The organism is Nitratireductor thuwali (assembly GCF_036621415.1).
Lineage (GTDB): Bacteria > Pseudomonadota > Alphaproteobacteria > Rhizobiales > Rhizobiaceae > Chelativorans > Chelativorans thuwali.
This window is the reverse complement of sequence record NZ_CP030941.1, coordinates 3,273,178-3,288,810: the sequence shown is the minus strand read 5'-3', so window position 1 is coordinate 3,288,810 and position 15,633 is coordinate 3,273,178. Positions and strand designations below refer to the sequence as shown.

The window sequence follows — 15,633 nt, the reverse complement described above, 5'->3', positions numbered from 1 at the left end:
TAGCATCGATGCCTCCATCATGCGGGAGGCAGAACGACGGGAGGAACGCATGCAGAAGACGGCCCCGGAAATGGAGTTCAAGGCGCTGAGCGTGGAGACGCTGCCGGCGCGGCTGGGCTCCGTGGACGCGGTGGCGAGCCTCGTGGGCGGGCCCGCCGAAAACTCGCCGGGAAGCTGGAAAGTGCGCGAGGTCGGCGACGGCAATCTCAACCTGGTCTTCATCGTCGAGGGCGCCAAGGGGGCGGCGGTCGTTAAGCAGGCGCTACCCTATGTCCGGCTTGTCGGCGACAGCTGGCCGCTGCCGCTAAAGCGCTCCTTCTTCGAGTATCACGCGCTCATCCGCCAGGAAAAGCGCGATCCGGGATCGGTACCGGCGGTGCATTATTTCGACGAGGAGCAGGCGCTCATCGTCATGGAGTTCCTGTCGCCGCATGTGATCCTGCGCCGCGCGCTGATCGACGGGCGCGAACTGCCGAACGTCGCGAGGGATCTGGGTCTTTTCACCGCGCGCACCCTGTTCCGCGGCTCGGACTTTTCCATGGAGCACCGGGAGCGCAAGGCGGACCTGGCGCTGTTCGCCGACAATACCGAACTGTGCGACATCACCGAGAACCTCGTCTTCACCGACCCCTATTTCGAAGCGCCGATGAACCGGCACACGCCGGGGCTTGACGGCATGGTCAGGGCGTTGCGCGCGGACCGCGACCTGAAGGTTGCGGCCCAGACCATGAAGCACATCTTTGCCTCGCGTGCCGAAACGCTGGTGCATGGCGATCTGCATTCGGGCTCGGTGATGGTGACCGACAGCCAAACCCGGATCATCGACCCGGAATTCGCCTTTTATGGCCCCATCGCCTTCGATGTGGGCATGCTGCTGGCCAATTTCTGGATGTCTTATTTCTCGCAGCGCGGGCATGAGGCTGATGGGTCGCGGGCGTCGATGCGCGACTATCTCCTCGGCGTCATCGAGGAGACGTGGAACGTGTTCCGCGCCGAGTTCGCCAATCTCTGGCGCACGGAACGCACGGGCATGCTGCACCATCGCAGCCTCTACGAAGATCAGGGTGACGCGCTCGCCTCGGAACAAGCGCTCAACCACGTCGTTCACGGCATATGGGCCGACATGCTGGGCTTCGCCGGCGTGGAGATGCACCGGCGCATATTGGGCCTTGCCCACAATGCCGATTTCGAGACCATCGAGGACGAGGCGTTGCGGGCGCGGTGCGAGACGCCGGCGCTGAAATTCGGCCGGCACATCGCCGTGAACCGCAACCATATCCAAGCCATGGACGAGCTCGCCACGCTCGCCCGTCTGCTCGACGAGGGAGAAGTCTCGTGAAAGTCGCAGGCACACATTATCGCACCATCTGGGTCAATGAAGACGGCTGGTCGGTCGACCTGATCGACCAGCGCTGGCTGCCTCATGAATTGCGGGTGGAAAACGTGACCAGCGTGGAAGGCATCGCCGCCGCCATTCGCGACATGTGGGTGCGCGGGGCGCCGCTGATCGGCGTCACCGCCGCCTATGGCGTGGCGCTGCGCATGCGCGAGGACCCATCCGACGCCGCGCTCGACGCGGTGTGGGAAGAACTGCACGAAACCCGCCCCACCGCCATCAATCTGCGCTGGGCGCTCAACGAGATGCGCGGGCTCCTGCGGGGACTGCCCGAGAACGCCCGGGCTTCTGCGGCTTACAAGCGGGCGGCGGAGATCGCCGACGAGGACGTGGAGCTGAACCGCGGCATCGGCCGGCACGGGCTGGCGATCATCAGGGAGATCGCCAGGACCAAGAAGGCGGGCGAGCCGGTGAACATCCTCACCCATTGCAATGCCGGCTGGCTGGCCACGGTCGACTACGGCACGGCGACCTCGCCGATCTATCTGGCGAGCGAGGAAGGCGTTCCGGTTCATGTGTATGTCGACGAAACGAGGCCCCGGAACCAGGGGGCGCATCTGACCGCCTGGGAAATGGCGGGCCATGGGGTGCCGCACACGCTGATCGTCGACAATGCGGGCGGGCACCTGATGCAGCACGGCATGGTCGACATGGTGATCGTCGGCACCGACCGCACCACATCCATCGGCGACGTGTGCAACAAGATCGGCACCTATCTCAAGGCGCTTGCCGCCAAGGACAATGGCGTGCCCTTCTACGTGGCCCTGCCCTCGCCCACCATCGACTGGACCGTGCGCGACGGGGTGAAGGAGATCCCGATCGAGGAGCGGTCGGGCGACGAGGTGTCGCTGGTCTGGGGCCGCGACGAGGACGGCAGAACGCGGCAGGTGCGCATCTCGCCCGAGGCGACGCCCGCCGGCAACCCCGCCTTCGACGTGACGCCCGCCCGGCTGATCACCGGGCTGATCACGGAACGCGGCGTGGCCGAGGCTTCCGAGAAGGGGCTGGCGAAACTCTTCCCCGAGCATGCCAAGAGCGCAGCCTAGGTCAGTTCAGCAGAATCGCTCAACTGACCCAACTATTCCATGCAGTTCCGGACCGACAACCGGCTTCCGCTTCTCCCGGAATTGCTCTGAACCGCCTGCCGCTTCCCCTGCCGTTTCTATCGCCAGATCGGCTGTTCAGGCGATCTCCCGCAGCGCCGCGGCCACCTGTTCTATCTCGTCCTGGCTGTTGCGCATGCTGGGCGTGAGGCGCACATGCGGCACGGCATAGGGCGCGACAGAGGCGACGATCCCACGTCTCCTGAGGCGCGAGACGATGGCGTCCGGATGCGTGCCTTCCACGTCGAAGGAGACGATGCCGGCAGAAAGGTCCGGATCGCGCGGCGTGCGCACGGCGATGCCGGAAAGTTCGCCCAGCGCCTCCTTCAACAGTCCGGCAAGGTCGTGGGTGCGTGCGGCCACGCGGGCGCGGCCGATCTGCCCGTGGAGGGCGAAGGCCTCCGGCAAGGCCCAGATGTGTTCGAAAGGCTTGAAGCCGCCGGGGGTCATCCGCGGACCGCTGTTGCCGCCCGGCGGCGCGTCGGCGCCCTTGAGCCAGGCGGTGAAAACGGCATCGTCTGTGAAGCTCGGAATGCTTGGGCGGACCGCCGCCAGACCGCGCTCGCTTATGGCGACGATCCCCGTGCCGCGCGGGCCGAACAGCCACTTGTGGCAGCCCGCCATGAAGAAGTCGCAGCCGAGATCGAAGAAGGTCTCCTCCTCGACGCCGAAGCCATGGACGGCATCGAGGCCGAGAAGGATCTGATCCTCTTCGTCGCGCCCGGCATTCACCTCGCCGATGGCGGCGGCAATGGAGGAAACGGGGATCTTGAGACCGGTGCTCGAATGCACCCATGTGAGCGCCACGAGGCGCGTCGACGGGCCGATGGCGGACGTTATGCGGCTGACGATTTCATCTTCGGTCGCCTCTTCCACACTGTCGAACAGCGCTATCCTGCGCAGGCTGGCGCCGGTCCTTTCGGCTGCAAGGCGCAGGGATTCGTGGGTGACATAGTAGTCTTCAAAGGTCGTCAGCACCTCGTCGCCCGGCCGCAGCCTGAGCCCGGAATAGATGAGGCCGACGCCCATCGTGGTGCTGTCGGTGAGGGCGACGTGGGACGAATGGACGCCGAGATAATCGCCCGCCGCCTGCCGGGCGGCGGCGGTCAGCCTGTTGTTGTTGCGCTCCAGGTAGCGCACCGGGTCAAGGTCCAGGCCGCGGCGGTGCTCCTCGATCGCCTGGCGGACCGGCCGCGGATGAGAGGCGATCAGCATGGCGCTCATGTGGACGCTGTCGGGCGTGAGGTCGAAAAGGTTCCGCACCCAGCCCCAGCTTCCCGGCTCGCCGCGCACGGCTTCCTGGGCAGCCGCCTCCTGAACCCGCGGCCCCCCGGCGGCGGCGACAGCCGCGGCGCCAGAGACCTTGAGCATGCTTCTTCGCGAAAGGCTCATGCTTCCCTTCCTGCCGTGCGGCGCTGCCGGGGCGCCCGACGGTGAACGCCAATGGCGTTTTTCTTCCAACACCTCGTCTGGCCGCTTGTTCCAGCCGAAGCACGGCATGGCGATCACTTGTGCGGATGACATTCAACGCCCAGCGGGGAACGCCAGCCGGCGGAAAACGTTCACCTTCCGGGATCGCCCCACGATTGCATGGGCGAGGGCCGCGAGGCCGATCCGTGGGCAGCCACGGCCGCGCAGCGCGCCTCGCAGGTTCCGCATCCAGCTTTAGGCAGCCGTCGAGGATTTGAATGCCCATTTTGAAGAAACTGTACGAAACGGCGGCATTTACCTATTTTCTGGTCGCCACCGTGACACTCCTGATTTCGGCTTTTCTTCTGGTGGGCTTTGCCGTGTGGGAAGTGGCCACCGGCATGATGTCTACCGAGATATCGGGCGTCGACCGTGTCCGCCGGACATTGGACGGCGTGGGCCTCATGATCATCGGCTTCGCCGTCGTCGAGGCAGGAACCTTCATCGCCGAGGAAGAGCTTTTCCGCAAACGGGAATTGCGCTCCACCCAGGAGTCGCGCCGCTCGATCACCAAGTTCATCACCATCATCGTGATTGCCGCCAGCCTGGAGGCGCTGGTGATGATCTTCAAGACCAGCCGAGAGCAGATTTCGGCAGTCATCTATCCGGCGGCGCTGTTCACCTCGGCGATGATCGCGCTGGTCGCCCTCGGCATCTATCAGTGGCTTTCCAGCCGCGTGGAGCACAAGAACGATTAGGTCAAGATGAGGCTTCCCTGTATCGCCATGGATCAGCCCTTCACGCCCGACGAGATCATGACGGCCTCGGTCACCTTCTTCTGGAAGATCAGGTAGGCCAGTGCGACGGGCATGGCGCCCAGCAGGGCGACGGACATCAGCCTGGCGTAGAAGACGCCGAAAGCATCGTTGACCTGGGTGATGCCGACGGGGATGGTCATCATGTCTTCGGTCGTGACCACCAGGAACGGCCAGAGGAACTGGTTCCAGGCCATGATGAAGGTGATGATGGCGAGCGCGGTGGTGATGCCCCAATTGAGCGGGAGATAGATGCGGAAGAGCAGCGTGTATTCGCCGCCGCCGTCCAGCACCACCGCTTCCCGCATCTCCTTGGGCACGGCATCGAAGAACTGCTTGTAGACGATGATGACGACCGGGATGATCAGTTGGGGCAAAATGATGCCCGCCCAGGTGTTGATGAAGCCGAGGCTGTTCATGAGGATGAACTGGGTGACCACGAGCGCCTGGGACGGGATCATGAAGCTCGCCAGCACCACGCCGTATAGAAGCCGGCGCCCGGGAAAGCGCATCTGCGAGATCGCGTAGGCGCACATCATGCCCGAAACGATGACCACGAGGGTGATGATGACGGACGTGACGATGGAGTTCAGGTACCAGTTGAGAAGCTGGGTGTTGAGAATGACGTCGATATAGGAAGACAGGTTGAACTCGTCCGGCAGCAGGCCTGCCTCCTCGCTCACCACCCTCTCCTCGCTGCGAATCGACGTGACGAACGCCCAGTAGAGCGGGAAGATCCAGAGCAGCGCCCCGACGATCGTGGTGGCCGTCAGGATGCCGTTTTCGATCCGGCGCGTGCTGATCATCGCCGCCCTCCGATCTTGAGTATCTGGAACTGGAGGACGGAGACCGCCATGATGATGACGAAAAGCACCAGGGCAACCGCCGATGCATAGCCTCCATGGTTCAGCTGGAACGCTTCGCGATAGACCATCAGCAGAAGCACATAGGACGAATTGAACGGCCCACCGCCGCTCATCAGATAGACCTGGTCGAAGATCTTGAGCTGCAGGATGAGCTGCAGCGTCAGCACGAGCGCCGTTACCGGCCACAGGAGCGGCCAGGTGAGGCGGAGGAACTGCTGCCGCCCTGTCGCTCCGTCCAGCGCGGCCGCCTCATAGAGCTCCTGCGGTATGTTTCTCAGGCCGGCGATGAAGAGAAGCACGTTGAAGCCGTTGGTCCACCAGATGGTGACGACGGCGATCATCGGCATCACCCAATAGGGATTTTTGAACACCGGCACCGGCTTGCCGGTGAAGAAGGTAAAGACGGGCTGCAGGATGCCGAACTGGAAGTCGAGCATCCAGGTCCAGATCATGGTCACGACCGAGACGGGCAGGATATAGGGCAGGAAGAAGAGCGCCAGCATGGCGGCCTGAAGCCGGCCGGAGAGCCGATTGATCATCAGCGCGATGGCGAGCGCCAGGGCCGTCGTCGGCACGACGGTGAGCAGTATGAAATATCCGTTGTTCTTGAGCGATGTGTAAAACAGATTGTCGCTCAGCAGCCGCCGGTAATTTTCCAGGCCGACCCATTCTCCCGCGCCGATGAGCGGTCCGCTGGTGAAGCTCAGTTCGACCACGCGGATCGCCGGCCACAGGAAGACCAGCGAGAATGTCAGCACGAAGGGCGCCACCAGGCTGATGGCGATGGCGACGTGCTTGCGCCGGTTGTGAAGCATTGCCACGGACGACCACCTTTCCGAAAGCACAACCGCCGCCCGCTTGCGCGGAGCGGCGGCCGGGGAGGAAACCGCTAGCGCAGTTTCGATTGCAGCTCGGTCTTGATCTGCTCGGCGGCCTGCATGGGCTCAAGATAGCCGTGAATGGCCGGAGAGATGACATTTATGGCAGCGTCGTAGACCGGCGATGCGACGCCGGCGATCTGCGAGCGCGGATCGTAGGCCGCCGTTTCGGCCAGTTTTGAGTAGGTGGCGTTGGGCTCCATCTCGGCAAACTCGGGGCTTTCGGCCACGGGCTTGTAGGCCGGGATGTGCCCGGCGCCGGCCCACTCGATGCCGTTCTTCTCCATCCAGCCGATCACCTTCAGCACGGCCTCGCGCTTTTCGGGCGCCATGTCCTGGGCGGGAATGGCGAAGGCATGGCTGTCGGCCCAGGTCGCCTGCTGCTCCATCAGCTTCGGAATCTGAACGGCGCCCCACTCGAAGCCGAGCGTGCCCTTGTCAGCCATATCCACCATGGTCGGCACTTCCCAGACGCCGTTCATGTGGAAAGCGGCCTTGCCGGAGGTGAAGAGCGCGACCGAAGCCTCGTATTCGGCCTGCTCCGGCTGCCAGCCATTCTCCGTCCACCGGGTCATGATCTCGATGGCCTTGGCGGCTTTGTCCAGGCTGTCGCCGGGAAGCACCTCGCCGTCCTTGATAAGGTCGCCGCCCTGCTGTTTCAGCAGGGTGAAGAACACGCGGTAGACGCCGCCATCGTCGCCGGTGGCATAGGAAACGGGCGCCGTGGACCCTTCATCCTTGGCATGTGCCAGCGCGCGCTCGAAGGCTTCGAGGCTGTCTATGCCGGTCAGGTTGCCCTCCTCGTCGAGGAACTCCGATCCTTCGAAATAGCTCTTGTTGTAGTAGAGAATGATCGAGTGGATATCGAAGGGGATGGCGTAGAGCTTGCCGTCCTCGCCGGATGCCGCTTCCAATGCGCGCGTGAAGAAATCGTCGCGCGAGAGGCCGGCGACCTTAAGATCCTCGTCCGTTATCTCCGACAGCACGTCTTCCGAAAGACCCAGCGGCATTCTGGACAGGTGGTAGGTCATGACGTCCGGCCCCTGCCCTACGGCGACCGACGTGCGCACCTTGGTATAATAGGGCACGCCCCATTCGAGCGTGGTGCCGCTGATCTGGATGTCGGGATGCTCCTCGTTGAACCGCTCGATGAGCGCCTTCATCCGCACGCCGTCACCGCCGGCCAGAAAGTCCCACCATGTCACCTGCTGCTGGGCGAAAGCCGGCAGCGCGACAAAGCTTGCGACCGAGGCCGCGAGTATCGTCTTCAGTAGTCTCATCTTATCCTCCCTTTGCTCTATGCCGGCGGCGAATGCTGCCGGCTTCCTACGACGGTTCCGTATTGGTTCCCGGGCCTACCGCAGTCTGCGACCTCCCGTGTCGAAGACCAGGACGTTCTCGGGATCGGCACCAAGCCGGACCGAACGATCGTTCAAGTTCTCCCTGGCTCCGCGGCGCTCGACCACGACCTCCGTGCCGTCGCCGGTGCGCGTGTGAAGATAGGAGACGCCGCCGAGATCCTCGGCCATTTCGACGACGACCGTCACTCCGTCCGCCTCGAGCCTCAGATGCTCCGGGCGGATGCCGATCACGACGTCGGCTCCCTCGGCCGGCATTTCATCGGTCATGCGCGCTTCGATCGTCTGGTCCGCCGCCTGGCGAAGCGCCACGACCAGCCGGTCGCCGCTGCGCCGGACAACGCAGCCGTTGAGAAAATTCATGGCGGGAGAGCCGATGAACCCCGCGACGAAGCGGTTGTCGGGATCGTCGTAGAGTTCCATCGGGCGCCCTGACTGCTGGATGACGCCATCCCTGAGAACGAAGATCTTGTCGGCCAGCGTCATCGCCTCGACCTGATCATGCGTGACATAGATCATCGTCGCGCCGATCTGCTTGTGCAGGCGGGCAAGCTCCAGCCTCATCTGGACGCGCAGTTCCGCGTCGAGGTTCGACAGCGGCTCGTCGAAGAGGAACACCTTGGGCTGGCGCACGATGGCTCGGCCGATCGCCACGCGCTGTCGCTGCCCGCCCGATAGCTGCGCCGGCTTCTTGTGGAGGTGGTCCTGCAATTGCAGGACGCGCGCGGCCTCGTCCACCATGGTCTGCGTCTTTTCCCTGGAGGCGCGCGCCAGGCGGAGGCTGAAGGCCATGTTTTCGAAAACACTGAGATGCGGGTAAAGGGCGTAGGACTGGAAGACCATGGCGACGCCGCGCTGCGCCGGCTCCACCCGCGTGACATCCCGGCCTTCGATCGCCACCGTCCCGCTGGTCGTCTCCTCGAGGCCGGCGATCATGCGCAGAAGCGTGGACTTGCCGCAGCCCGAGGGGCCGACGAAGACGCCGAACTCACCCTTGCCGATTTCCAGGGAGACGTTGTTGATCACCTCGATGGAACCGAACGATTTTCGCACATTGGTAAGGGTGACGCCCGGCATGTTCACACCTGCAGCCTGACCACATGGTAGGAAAGCGGGGCGGCAGAGCCGCGCAGCGCCCCCTCCTCGACGCCGAGACCGGCCCCCTGCCGCGGCACGACCCGCTCGGGGGCGTCGGGGCCATTGGTTTCCTGCAGACGGCCATGCCCCTCGATCACCTGATGGTCGATCAGGCGCGCTTCCTTGAAGCCGGTCAGCGCGATGTCGAGGTCGAGCGCCTCGTCGAGATGCCGGTTCAGGATGAACAGCGTGACGGTTTCCGCCGCAGCATCGTGGACGGCCGCCACGTCGAGATAGTTCACGTCGTCCGCGACCCGGCAGTCGTAGGTCGGCCCGTCGACGCTCACGCGGAGCGCCCGGCCGCGCCCGTAAAGGGAGGCGAACTGGTATGGGTAGTAGATGGTCTGCTTCCAGGCCGGACCGCCGCGCTCGGCACGGATCGGCGCAATCACGTTGACGAGCTGCGCGATGCAGGCGATGCGCACGCGGTCGCTGCGGCGGATGAATTCGTTGAGCAGCCCGCCGACGAAAAGCGCGTCCTCGATATTGTAGTCTTCCTCCAGGAGCTGCGGCGCCTCGGGCCAGTCCCAGGACTTGACGCGCTTGCTGTCTTCCTCCCGGCGGTGATACCAGACATTCCACTCGTCAAAGCAGATGTAGACGTCGTTCTTTGCCCGCTTCTTGGCCTTCACATAATCGATGACGCCGGCAATCGCCTGGATATAGCGCCCGGTCTCCTCGATCTTGCCGAAATAGTTGAGCGTGTCCTTGCTCTTGTTGCCGAAATATTTGTGCAGCGAGATGTAGTCGACATTCTCGTAGCACTCTTCGAGGACGACGCGCTCCCATTCCGGGTAGGTCGGCATCGTGTCGTTGGATGAGCCGCAGACGACGAGTTCGGCATCCGGCGTGAGGCCGCGCAGGGCCTTGGCCGTCTCGTCGGCGAGGCGGCCATATTCCTTGGCCTCCTTGTGGCCGATCTGCCAGGGGCCGTCCATCTCGTTGCCGAGGCACCACATCTTCACGCCATAGGGCTGTTCGACGCCGTGGCTGCGGCGCAGGTCGGACCAGTAGCTGCCCGAGGGATGGTTGACATATTCGACGAAATTGCGGGCGGACTCGAGGCCGCGGGAGCCGAGATTGACGGCCAGCATCATCTCGATGCCCGCATCCTTTGCCCAGGTTCCGAACTCGTTGATGCCGACATGATTCGTCTCCTTGGAGCGCCAGGCCAGGTCGAGCCTGACCGGCCGCTGGTCCTTCGGGCCGACGCCGTCCTCCCAGTTGTAGGCGGAGACGAAATTGCCGCCGGGATAGCGGATGGCCGGTATCTTCAGATCCCGCACCAGCGCGAGCACGTCCCGGCGGAACCCGTTCTCATCGGCCTCCGGGTGACCCGGCTCGTAGATGCCGCTGTAGATCGCGCGCCCCATATGCTCGATGAAGGCCGAGTAGAGCCGGTCGTCGATCTCGCCGATCAGGAAATCGCGATGTAGCGAAGCACGAGCCTTCATTCCGCAGTCCTTTTGAAATCATGTTTTACGATACAAATCCGTATTCATGGTATCAATGGCCGAATCCAACGAATGCGTCAACCGCCCCAGTGCGTCCTTTCCCGCATTATGTTCACGAAGACGCTTGCCTGAATCGTCATCGCGACCTGTCCCCCTGCCGGAGCATGATCTTTTGCGGAAACCGGCATCCGCTTTTCGCGATCATGCTCTAACGGAGGATCAGACGGTCCCGCCTGGCAGCAAAACGGCATACCCAAACGGTCCGGCGCGCCCTCACCGCTTGGTGCGCAAGCGCAGAACGATGTCCTGATTGTAATTGCCGAAGCCGCGGCCGAAGATGTTGACCCCGCCGGGATACCGGGCATCGGGCTTGACCTCGATCCTGAGCCGGATGGACCGGTGCGCTTCGAGCTCCAGCTGGCTCAGATTGACGTTGGATATCTTGACGCCATCGACGAAGGTGCCCTCATTGCTGACGGTCCAGCTCTTGAGCATGCCGTATTGCGAGCCGGCCAACTTCCACCAGGCCGGCGTGTAGACGCCGCGTTTGTCGCCGAAATCGCCCGGCGAGGTCCAACTGCCGAGCTCGGTTCCGTTGACGGAAAGGGTAATGTCGGAGGGCCAATCGGCATGCGTGCCCGGCACTTCCGAGCTCAGCTCCATCGAAAACTCCACGCTCTCAATCTCGGAGCCGTTGAGCTTCGCATTGTTGGGGAACTGGTACTCCACGAAGCCGCTGGTAAACCAGAGAAGCGCGGCCTTCATCCGATCCGGATCGAGAAACGTGTCCGGCACATCCAGATATCCGATAATCCCCTCGGGCGAGCAGATCCCGCAAGGCGCCGTCACCGAACAATTGGTGTAGAGCCCCAGCGGCATGGAAACCTGTATGTCGTTGGCGTTGAGCGTCTTCTGCTCCTTCTTGAAGATGAGCAGGATTTCGTCGTAGCGCGCGAAGCATATCTTCTGGCTGCCCTTCTTGGCGCGCTGCGTCTCGCTGCGGATGAGGCCGGCATCCTCCAGGATCTGTATGTTCGACGACACGGAGGACTGGGGAAGCTCCAGAACCTTCGCGATCTCGTTGACATTCATGCCGCCCCGGTCGGTGAGCAGCTTGAGGATGCTCACCCGCGCCGCGGAAGCCAGGCCTCTGACGACGTCGTAGTCCTGCTGCGGGTCGAGGACGAGGAAATTCTGGCTCATGACGGCTCCGGCGCGACTCGTTTCGCCCGACCTTTATATCAGCTTTTCTGATGTTGACAGCCCTGCCGCGAAAAATCCGGGGCGGCAGGCGGCTGCGGAACAACGGCTGCCCGAGGCGGTTCGGCGCCATGAGTATCAGGGAGAACCATCATGCGATCTGGGTTTCCGGCGTCTTGCCGCTTGCGCAGGTGCCGTTGCAGCGCAGGCGGGGCTGCCGACAGCGGGAGCGGCCGGGGCGGTGCGAATGCGTAGGGCGCTTTTCGGCGCACTTGCCGGCACCTGCGCAACGATGGCGATGACCGCAGCCATGCGGCGCCTCCACAGGGCGCTTCCGGCCGACCAGCGATATCCCCTGCCCCCACGGGAGATCACGTCACGGACGCTGCCGGCGCCTGACGCCAGGTCTGCCACCACCGCCGCCATCCTCGCCCATTTCGGCTTCGGAGCGCTGGCGGGGGCGGTCTATGGCTGCCTCCCGCGCCCACGCCCGGCCGGATTCGTCTACGGGCCGGCGGTGTGGGCAGTCAGCTATCTGGGCTGGGTGCCGGCGGGCCGCATTCTCGCCCCGGCGGATGACCACCCGGGCCGGCGCAACGCCCTCATGCTGCTCGTTCACGTGGTCTGGGGCACAGTCCTTTCGGTGGCGCTGGACGAATTGAACAAAGCGGCCGAAGGCGGATTTGGACCCGGCAGATCCCTCGATGCCGAACCACAGGAGGCGAAAGATGGTTGAAGCAACCCCATTCTGGCTGGACGGTGCGGCGGTGCCCGCATTCGCGGCCGTCGGCGAGGACATGAGGGTCGATGTGGCGATCGTGGGCGGCGGCATCGTCGGGCTGCACTGCGCGCTGAATCTGCGGGCGAGCGGCCTTCGCGTGGCGGTCTTCGAAGCGCGGCGTTTCGGGCGGCAGGCAACCGGCCGGTCGACCGCCAAGGTGACTTCCCAGCACGGTTTGCGTTACGGCCAGTTGAAGCGGGATTTCGGGGACGAATACGCCCGGGTCTATGCCGATGCCAACCAGAAGGCGATCGAGAACATAGCCCGGCTTTGCGCGGAGCTGGACGGCGGTGCCGGTTTTCAGCGGCGCGACGCTTTCGTCTACGCATGCAACGACGACGAAGCCGACAGGCTTCAGGAGGAGGCCGAAGCCGCGGCTTCGCTCGGCCTGCCCGCCAGCATGGAACATGCGGCAGGCCTGCCGCTTCAGGTGACGAGCCTCCTCAAGTTCAAAAATCAGGCGCAGTTCGACCCGGCCGCCTATCTCGGCGGGCTTGCCGGTCTGCTTTCGCCCGACGTCAAGCTGTTCGAGCAAAGCCGTGTCACTTCCATCGAGGATGGCGAGCCTTACCGGCTTGCGTCCAACGGGCACACGATTACCGCCGGCCATGTGGTGGTCGCCACGCAGATGCCCATCGTCAATGACGGCATGTTCTTCGCGAAGGCCTTTCCATTCGCGCATCCGGTTGCGGCCGCGCCCCTGCCGGAGGGCATCCCGGTCGACGGCGTCTTCATCAGTGCCGGCAGCCCGTCTCATTCGTTTCGGACGGCGCAGCGTGATGATCAGGTCTATCTCGTCGCTGCCGGCGGCGAGTACAAGCCGGCGCATCCGGACGAACAGGCCGGAGTGATCGAAGACCTGTTGCGGTTCCTGCGCGAGCACTTCCGCATCGAGCAGCCCACCCACCTTTGGACAAACGAGGATTTCCGATCGATGGACGGCGCCGCCTTCATCGGACCGGCGACGTCCTCCAAGCCTAATCTCCTCGTCGCGACGGGTTTTGCGGCCTGGGGCATCACGCAGGGAGCGGTTGCGGGTGAGATCCTTGCCGCAAGGATCCTCGGCCAGGAGCATGAAGCGGCGGCGCTGTTCGAGGCAAGGCGCGTCAAGCCGCTGGTCGGCGGCTCCACCTTCCTCAGCGAGAACGCCAGGGCCGGCGCGCATATGGTTTCCGACAGGCTGATGGGCGCCAAGAGCGGGAAACCCGAGGACATTGCGCCCGGCGGCGCGGGCATCGTGTCCATCGACGGGAAGCAGGTGGCATTCCGCCGCACGGCCGACGGGCAGCCGCATGGCTTGTCAGCCAAATGCACGCATATGGGCTGCATCGTCGACTGGAACGCCGTCGACCGGACATGGGACTGCCCCTGCCATGGATCGCGCTTTGACGAAAACGGCAGGGTTCTTGCCGGACCGGCGGCCTCGCCGCTGGAGCCGAGGCGCGTCGGGCCGAAGGGAGAACGCGCGCCATGAATGTGCTGGTCACGGGCGCGACCGGTCTCATCGGATCGGCCGTCTGTGCGCGGCTTGCCGCCGACGGCCACAAGGTGATCGGCACGTCGCGCGGCCCGCAGGCCGTAGCGGGGGGCGCGGTCGCGCGATGGATAAGGGTGGATTTCGCCGAGGCCACGGGGCCCGCCGAATGGCTGCCGCACCTCCACGGCGTGGACGCGGTGGTAAACTGCGTCGGCGTTCTGCAGGACAATCCGCGCGAGAATACTTCGGCGGCACACGCCCTTGGCGCCTCGGCGCTGTTTCAGGCTTGCGTGGAGGCGGGGGCGCGCCGCGTCGTGCATTTCTCCGCGATAGGCGTCGACCGGCATCAGGCGTCCGCCTTCTCGGCGACCAAGCTGCAGGGCGACGAGGCACTGACGGCGCTTCCGCTCGACTGGGTGATCCTGCGCCCTTCGGTGGTGTTGGGGCGGCCGGTTTTTGGCGCCAGCGCGCTATTTCGCGGATTGGCGGCGCTGCCCATCATGCCGCAGATGAGCGATACGGGCCCGCTGCAGGTGGTGGCGCTCGAAGATGTGGTCGATACCGTGGCGTTCTTCATAGAGCCCGACGCGCCCGCCCGCGTGGCGCTCGAACTCGCCGGACCCGAGCGGCTGTCGATGAGCGACGTCGTGGCGCAGCACCGGGCATGGCTCGGCTGGAAGCCGGCACGCCGCCTGCAACTGCCCCGCTGGGCGGCCGCCGCGCTTTACCGGCTCGGCGATTTCATCGGCGGTCTCGGCTGGCGGCCCCCGATGCGCAGCACGGCGCGGCGGGAAATCGTGCATGGTGCGGTCGGCGACCCGACACAATGGTCCAAGATAACGGGAATCAAGCCGAAGAGCCTGGCCGCCACGCTCGCCATGCGACCGGTGACCGTACAGGAGCGCTGGTTCGCCAAGCTGTATTTCCTCAAGCCGGTCATCTTCGTAATCCTGGTCACGTTCTGGCTGGCAACCGGCATCATCTCGCTCACCACCGGGTTTCCCAGTGGGGTAGAGCTGATGGTAAAGGCGCGCACCGGCATTCTCGCAGCGCCGGGCGTGGTCGCCGGCGCTGTCGCCGACATACTCGTCGGCCTTGCCATCGCCTGGCGCCCGACCGCGTGGTACGGTCTGTGGTCGGCGATCGGCCTTTCGTGCTTTTACATCGTCGCCGGCACGCTGCTCCTGCCGGAGCTCTGGAACGAACCGCTCGGCCCGCTGCTGAAGATCTGGCCGATCCTTGCCACGCACTTCGTGGCACTCGCCATCCTGGATGAGCGCTGATGCTCTATTTCACGCTCAAATACCTGCACATCATAGGCGGCTCGGTTCTGCTGGGGACCGGCGCGGGCATCGCCTTTTTCATGCTGCTGGCCCATCGAACAGGCAATCCCGTCGTCATAGCGGGGGTTGCGCGGATCGTGGTCACAGCGGATTTCCTGTTCACGGCGACCGCGGTCGTGGCGCAGCCGATCACCGGCGTCGCACTCGCCTTGTATCTCGGCTATCCGTTGTCGCAGCACTGGATCGTGCTTTCGACCCTGCTCTACGTCCTCACCGGAGCATTCTGGCTTCCGGTGGTGCGGATGCAGATGGAGATGCGCGATCTGGCAATCGCGGCGGTGGAAGAAGGCGCGCCGCTGCCGGCGCGCTATCACCGTCTGTTCAAGACCTGGTTTCTGTTCGGCTTTCCAGCCTTTGCCGCGGTGCTCGCCATCTTCTGGCTCATGATCCTGCGGCCGCCCGAGATCTGGTAGCC

At 64.3% G+C, this 15,633-nt stretch carries 14 protein-coding genes; 7 read left to right on the top strand and 7 right to left on the bottom strand.

Annotated elements, in window-relative coordinates; genetic code table 11:
• The first annotated feature begins 49 nt into the window (after positions 1-49).
• Both mtnK and mtnA read left to right on the top strand, forming a co-directional pair.
• Positions 50-1,339, top strand: coding sequence for an S-methyl-5-thioribose kinase (gene mtnK, locus NTH_RS15910; protein ID WP_338530931.1), 1,290 nt, complete (start codon positions 50-52; stop codon positions 1,337-1,339).
• On the top strand, positions 1,336-2,442 hold the full coding sequence (gene mtnA, locus NTH_RS15905) for an S-methyl-5-thioribose-1-phosphate isomerase (protein WP_338530930.1): 1,107 nt from the start codon (positions 1,336-1,338) through the stop codon (positions 2,440-2,442). The genes mtnK and mtnA overlap by 4 nt, the downstream gene beginning before the upstream one ends.
• 135 nt (positions 2,443-2,577) lie before the next feature.
• Here mtnA and NTH_RS15900 read toward each other — a convergent pair whose 3' ends face one another.
• Positions 2,578-3,891 carry an aminotransferase class V-fold PLP-dependent enzyme gene (locus NTH_RS15900; RefSeq protein WP_338530929.1) on the bottom strand — a complete coding sequence of 438 codons (1,314 nt, stop codon included), beginning with the start codon at positions 3,889-3,891 and terminating at the stop codon, positions 2,578-2,580.
• A gap of 296 nt (positions 3,892-4,187) precedes the next feature.
• Here NTH_RS15900 and NTH_RS15895 point away from each other — a divergent pair, with 296 nt between their 5' ends.
• On the top strand, positions 4,188-4,667 hold the full coding sequence (locus NTH_RS15895) for a hypothetical protein (protein WP_338530928.1): 480 nt from the start codon (positions 4,188-4,190) through the stop codon (positions 4,665-4,667).
• A 32-nt stretch (positions 4,668-4,699) separates the two neighbouring features.
• Here the strand turns inward: NTH_RS15895 and NTH_RS15890 are convergent, their stop codons facing one another.
• The 6 genes from NTH_RS15890 to NTH_RS15865 form a co-directional block, all read right to left on the bottom strand.
• Entirely contained in the window at positions 4,700-5,530 is an 831-nt protein-coding gene (locus NTH_RS15890; protein ID WP_338530927.1) for a carbohydrate ABC transporter permease, read from the bottom strand.
• Entirely contained in the window at positions 5,527-6,405 is an 879-nt protein-coding gene (locus NTH_RS15885) for a carbohydrate ABC transporter permease (protein WP_338531936.1), read from the bottom strand. Before NTH_RS15885 ends, NTH_RS15890 begins: the two co-directional genes overlap by 4 nt.
• A gap of 74 nt (positions 6,406-6,479) precedes the next feature.
• On the bottom strand, positions 6,480-7,748 hold the full coding sequence (locus NTH_RS15880) for an extracellular solute-binding protein (protein WP_338530926.1): 1,269 nt from the start codon (positions 7,746-7,748) through the stop codon (positions 6,480-6,482).
• Between the two features lie 75 nt (positions 7,749-7,823).
• Positions 7,824-8,903 carry an ABC transporter ATP-binding protein gene (locus NTH_RS15875; RefSeq protein ID WP_338530925.1) on the bottom strand — a complete coding sequence of 360 codons (1,080 nt, stop codon included), beginning with the start codon at positions 8,901-8,903 and terminating at the stop codon, positions 7,824-7,826.
• A 2-nt stretch (positions 8,904-8,905) separates the two neighbouring features.
• Positions 8,906-10,417 carry an alpha-N-arabinofuranosidase gene (locus NTH_RS15870; RefSeq protein WP_338530924.1) on the bottom strand — a complete coding sequence of 504 codons (1,512 nt, stop codon included), beginning with the start codon at positions 10,415-10,417 and terminating at the stop codon, positions 8,906-8,908.
• Between the two features lie 273 nt (positions 10,418-10,690).
• Entirely contained in the window at positions 10,691-11,620 is a 930-nt protein-coding gene (locus NTH_RS15865) for an ArsR/SmtB family transcription factor (protein ID WP_338530923.1), read from the bottom strand.
• 244 nt (positions 11,621-11,864) lie between these two features.
• On the opposite strand from NTH_RS15865, the gene NTH_RS15860 reads away from it, so the two are divergent.
• The 4 genes from NTH_RS15860 to NTH_RS15845 are packed head-to-tail and all read left to right on the top strand — an operon-like array spanning position 11,865 to position 15,631.
• A complete protein-coding gene (locus tag NTH_RS15860; protein WP_338530922.1) occupies positions 11,865-12,353 on the top strand; it encodes a hypothetical protein in 489 nt (162 codons plus the stop codon).
• Entirely contained in the window at positions 12,346-13,872 is a 1,527-nt protein-coding gene (locus NTH_RS15855) for an FAD-dependent oxidoreductase (protein ID WP_338530921.1), read from the top strand. The genes NTH_RS15860 and NTH_RS15855 overlap by 8 nt, the downstream gene beginning before the upstream one ends.
• Positions 13,869-15,158 carry an SDR family oxidoreductase gene (locus NTH_RS15850; RefSeq protein ID WP_338530920.1) on the top strand — a complete coding sequence of 430 codons (1,290 nt, stop codon included), beginning with the start codon at positions 13,869-13,871 and terminating at the stop codon, positions 15,156-15,158. Before NTH_RS15855 ends, NTH_RS15850 begins: the two co-directional genes overlap by 4 nt.
• Positions 15,158-15,631 carry a DUF2269 family protein gene (locus NTH_RS15845; protein ID WP_338530919.1) on the top strand — a complete coding sequence of 158 codons (474 nt, stop codon included), beginning with the start codon at positions 15,158-15,160 and terminating at the stop codon, positions 15,629-15,631. Before NTH_RS15850 ends, NTH_RS15845 begins: the two co-directional genes overlap by 1 nt.
• Positions 15,632-15,633: the final 2 nt, after the last annotated feature.

Coding starts and splice junctions, on each gene's coding strand:
- NTH_RS15895 (WP_338530928.1), top strand. CDS start 4,188: ATGCCCATTTTGAAGAAACTGTACGAAACGGCGGCATTTACCTATTTT.
- NTH_RS15885 (WP_338531936.1), bottom strand. CDS start 6,405: ATGCTTCACAACCGGCGCAAGCACGTCGCCATCGCCATCAGCCTGGTG.
- mtnK (WP_338530931.1), top strand. CDS start 50: ATGCAGAAGACGGCCCCGGAAATGGAGTTCAAGGCGCTGAGCGTGGAG.
- NTH_RS15855 (WP_338530921.1), top strand. CDS start 12,346: ATGGTTGAAGCAACCCCATTCTGGCTGGACGGTGCGGCGGTGCCCGCA.
- NTH_RS15850 (WP_338530920.1), top strand. CDS start 13,869: ATGAATGTGCTGGTCACGGGCGCGACCGGTCTCATCGGATCGGCCGTC.
- NTH_RS15880 (WP_338530926.1), bottom strand. CDS start 7,748: ATGAGACTACTGAAGACGATACTCGCGGCCTCGGTCGCAAGCTTTGTC.
- NTH_RS15860 (WP_338530922.1), top strand. CDS start 11,865: ATGCGTAGGGCGCTTTTCGGCGCACTTGCCGGCACCTGCGCAACGATG.
- NTH_RS15900 (WP_338530929.1), bottom strand. CDS start 3,891: ATGAGCCTTTCGCGAAGAAGCATGCTCAAGGTCTCTGGCGCCGCGGCT.
- NTH_RS15865 (WP_338530923.1), bottom strand. CDS start 11,620: ATGAGCCAGAATTTCCTCGTCCTCGACCCGCAGCAGGACTACGACGTC.
- NTH_RS15890 (WP_338530927.1), bottom strand. CDS start 5,530: ATGATCAGCACGCGCCGGATCGAAAACGGCATCCTGACGGCCACCACG.
- NTH_RS15870 (WP_338530924.1), bottom strand. CDS start 10,417: ATGAAGGCTCGTGCTTCGCTACATCGCGATTTCCTGATCGGCGAGATC.
- NTH_RS15875 (WP_338530925.1), bottom strand. CDS start 8,903: ATGCCGGGCGTCACCCTTACCAATGTGCGAAAATCGTTCGGTTCCATC.
- NTH_RS15845 (WP_338530919.1), top strand. CDS start 15,158: ATGCTCTATTTCACGCTCAAATACCTGCACATCATAGGCGGCTCGGTT.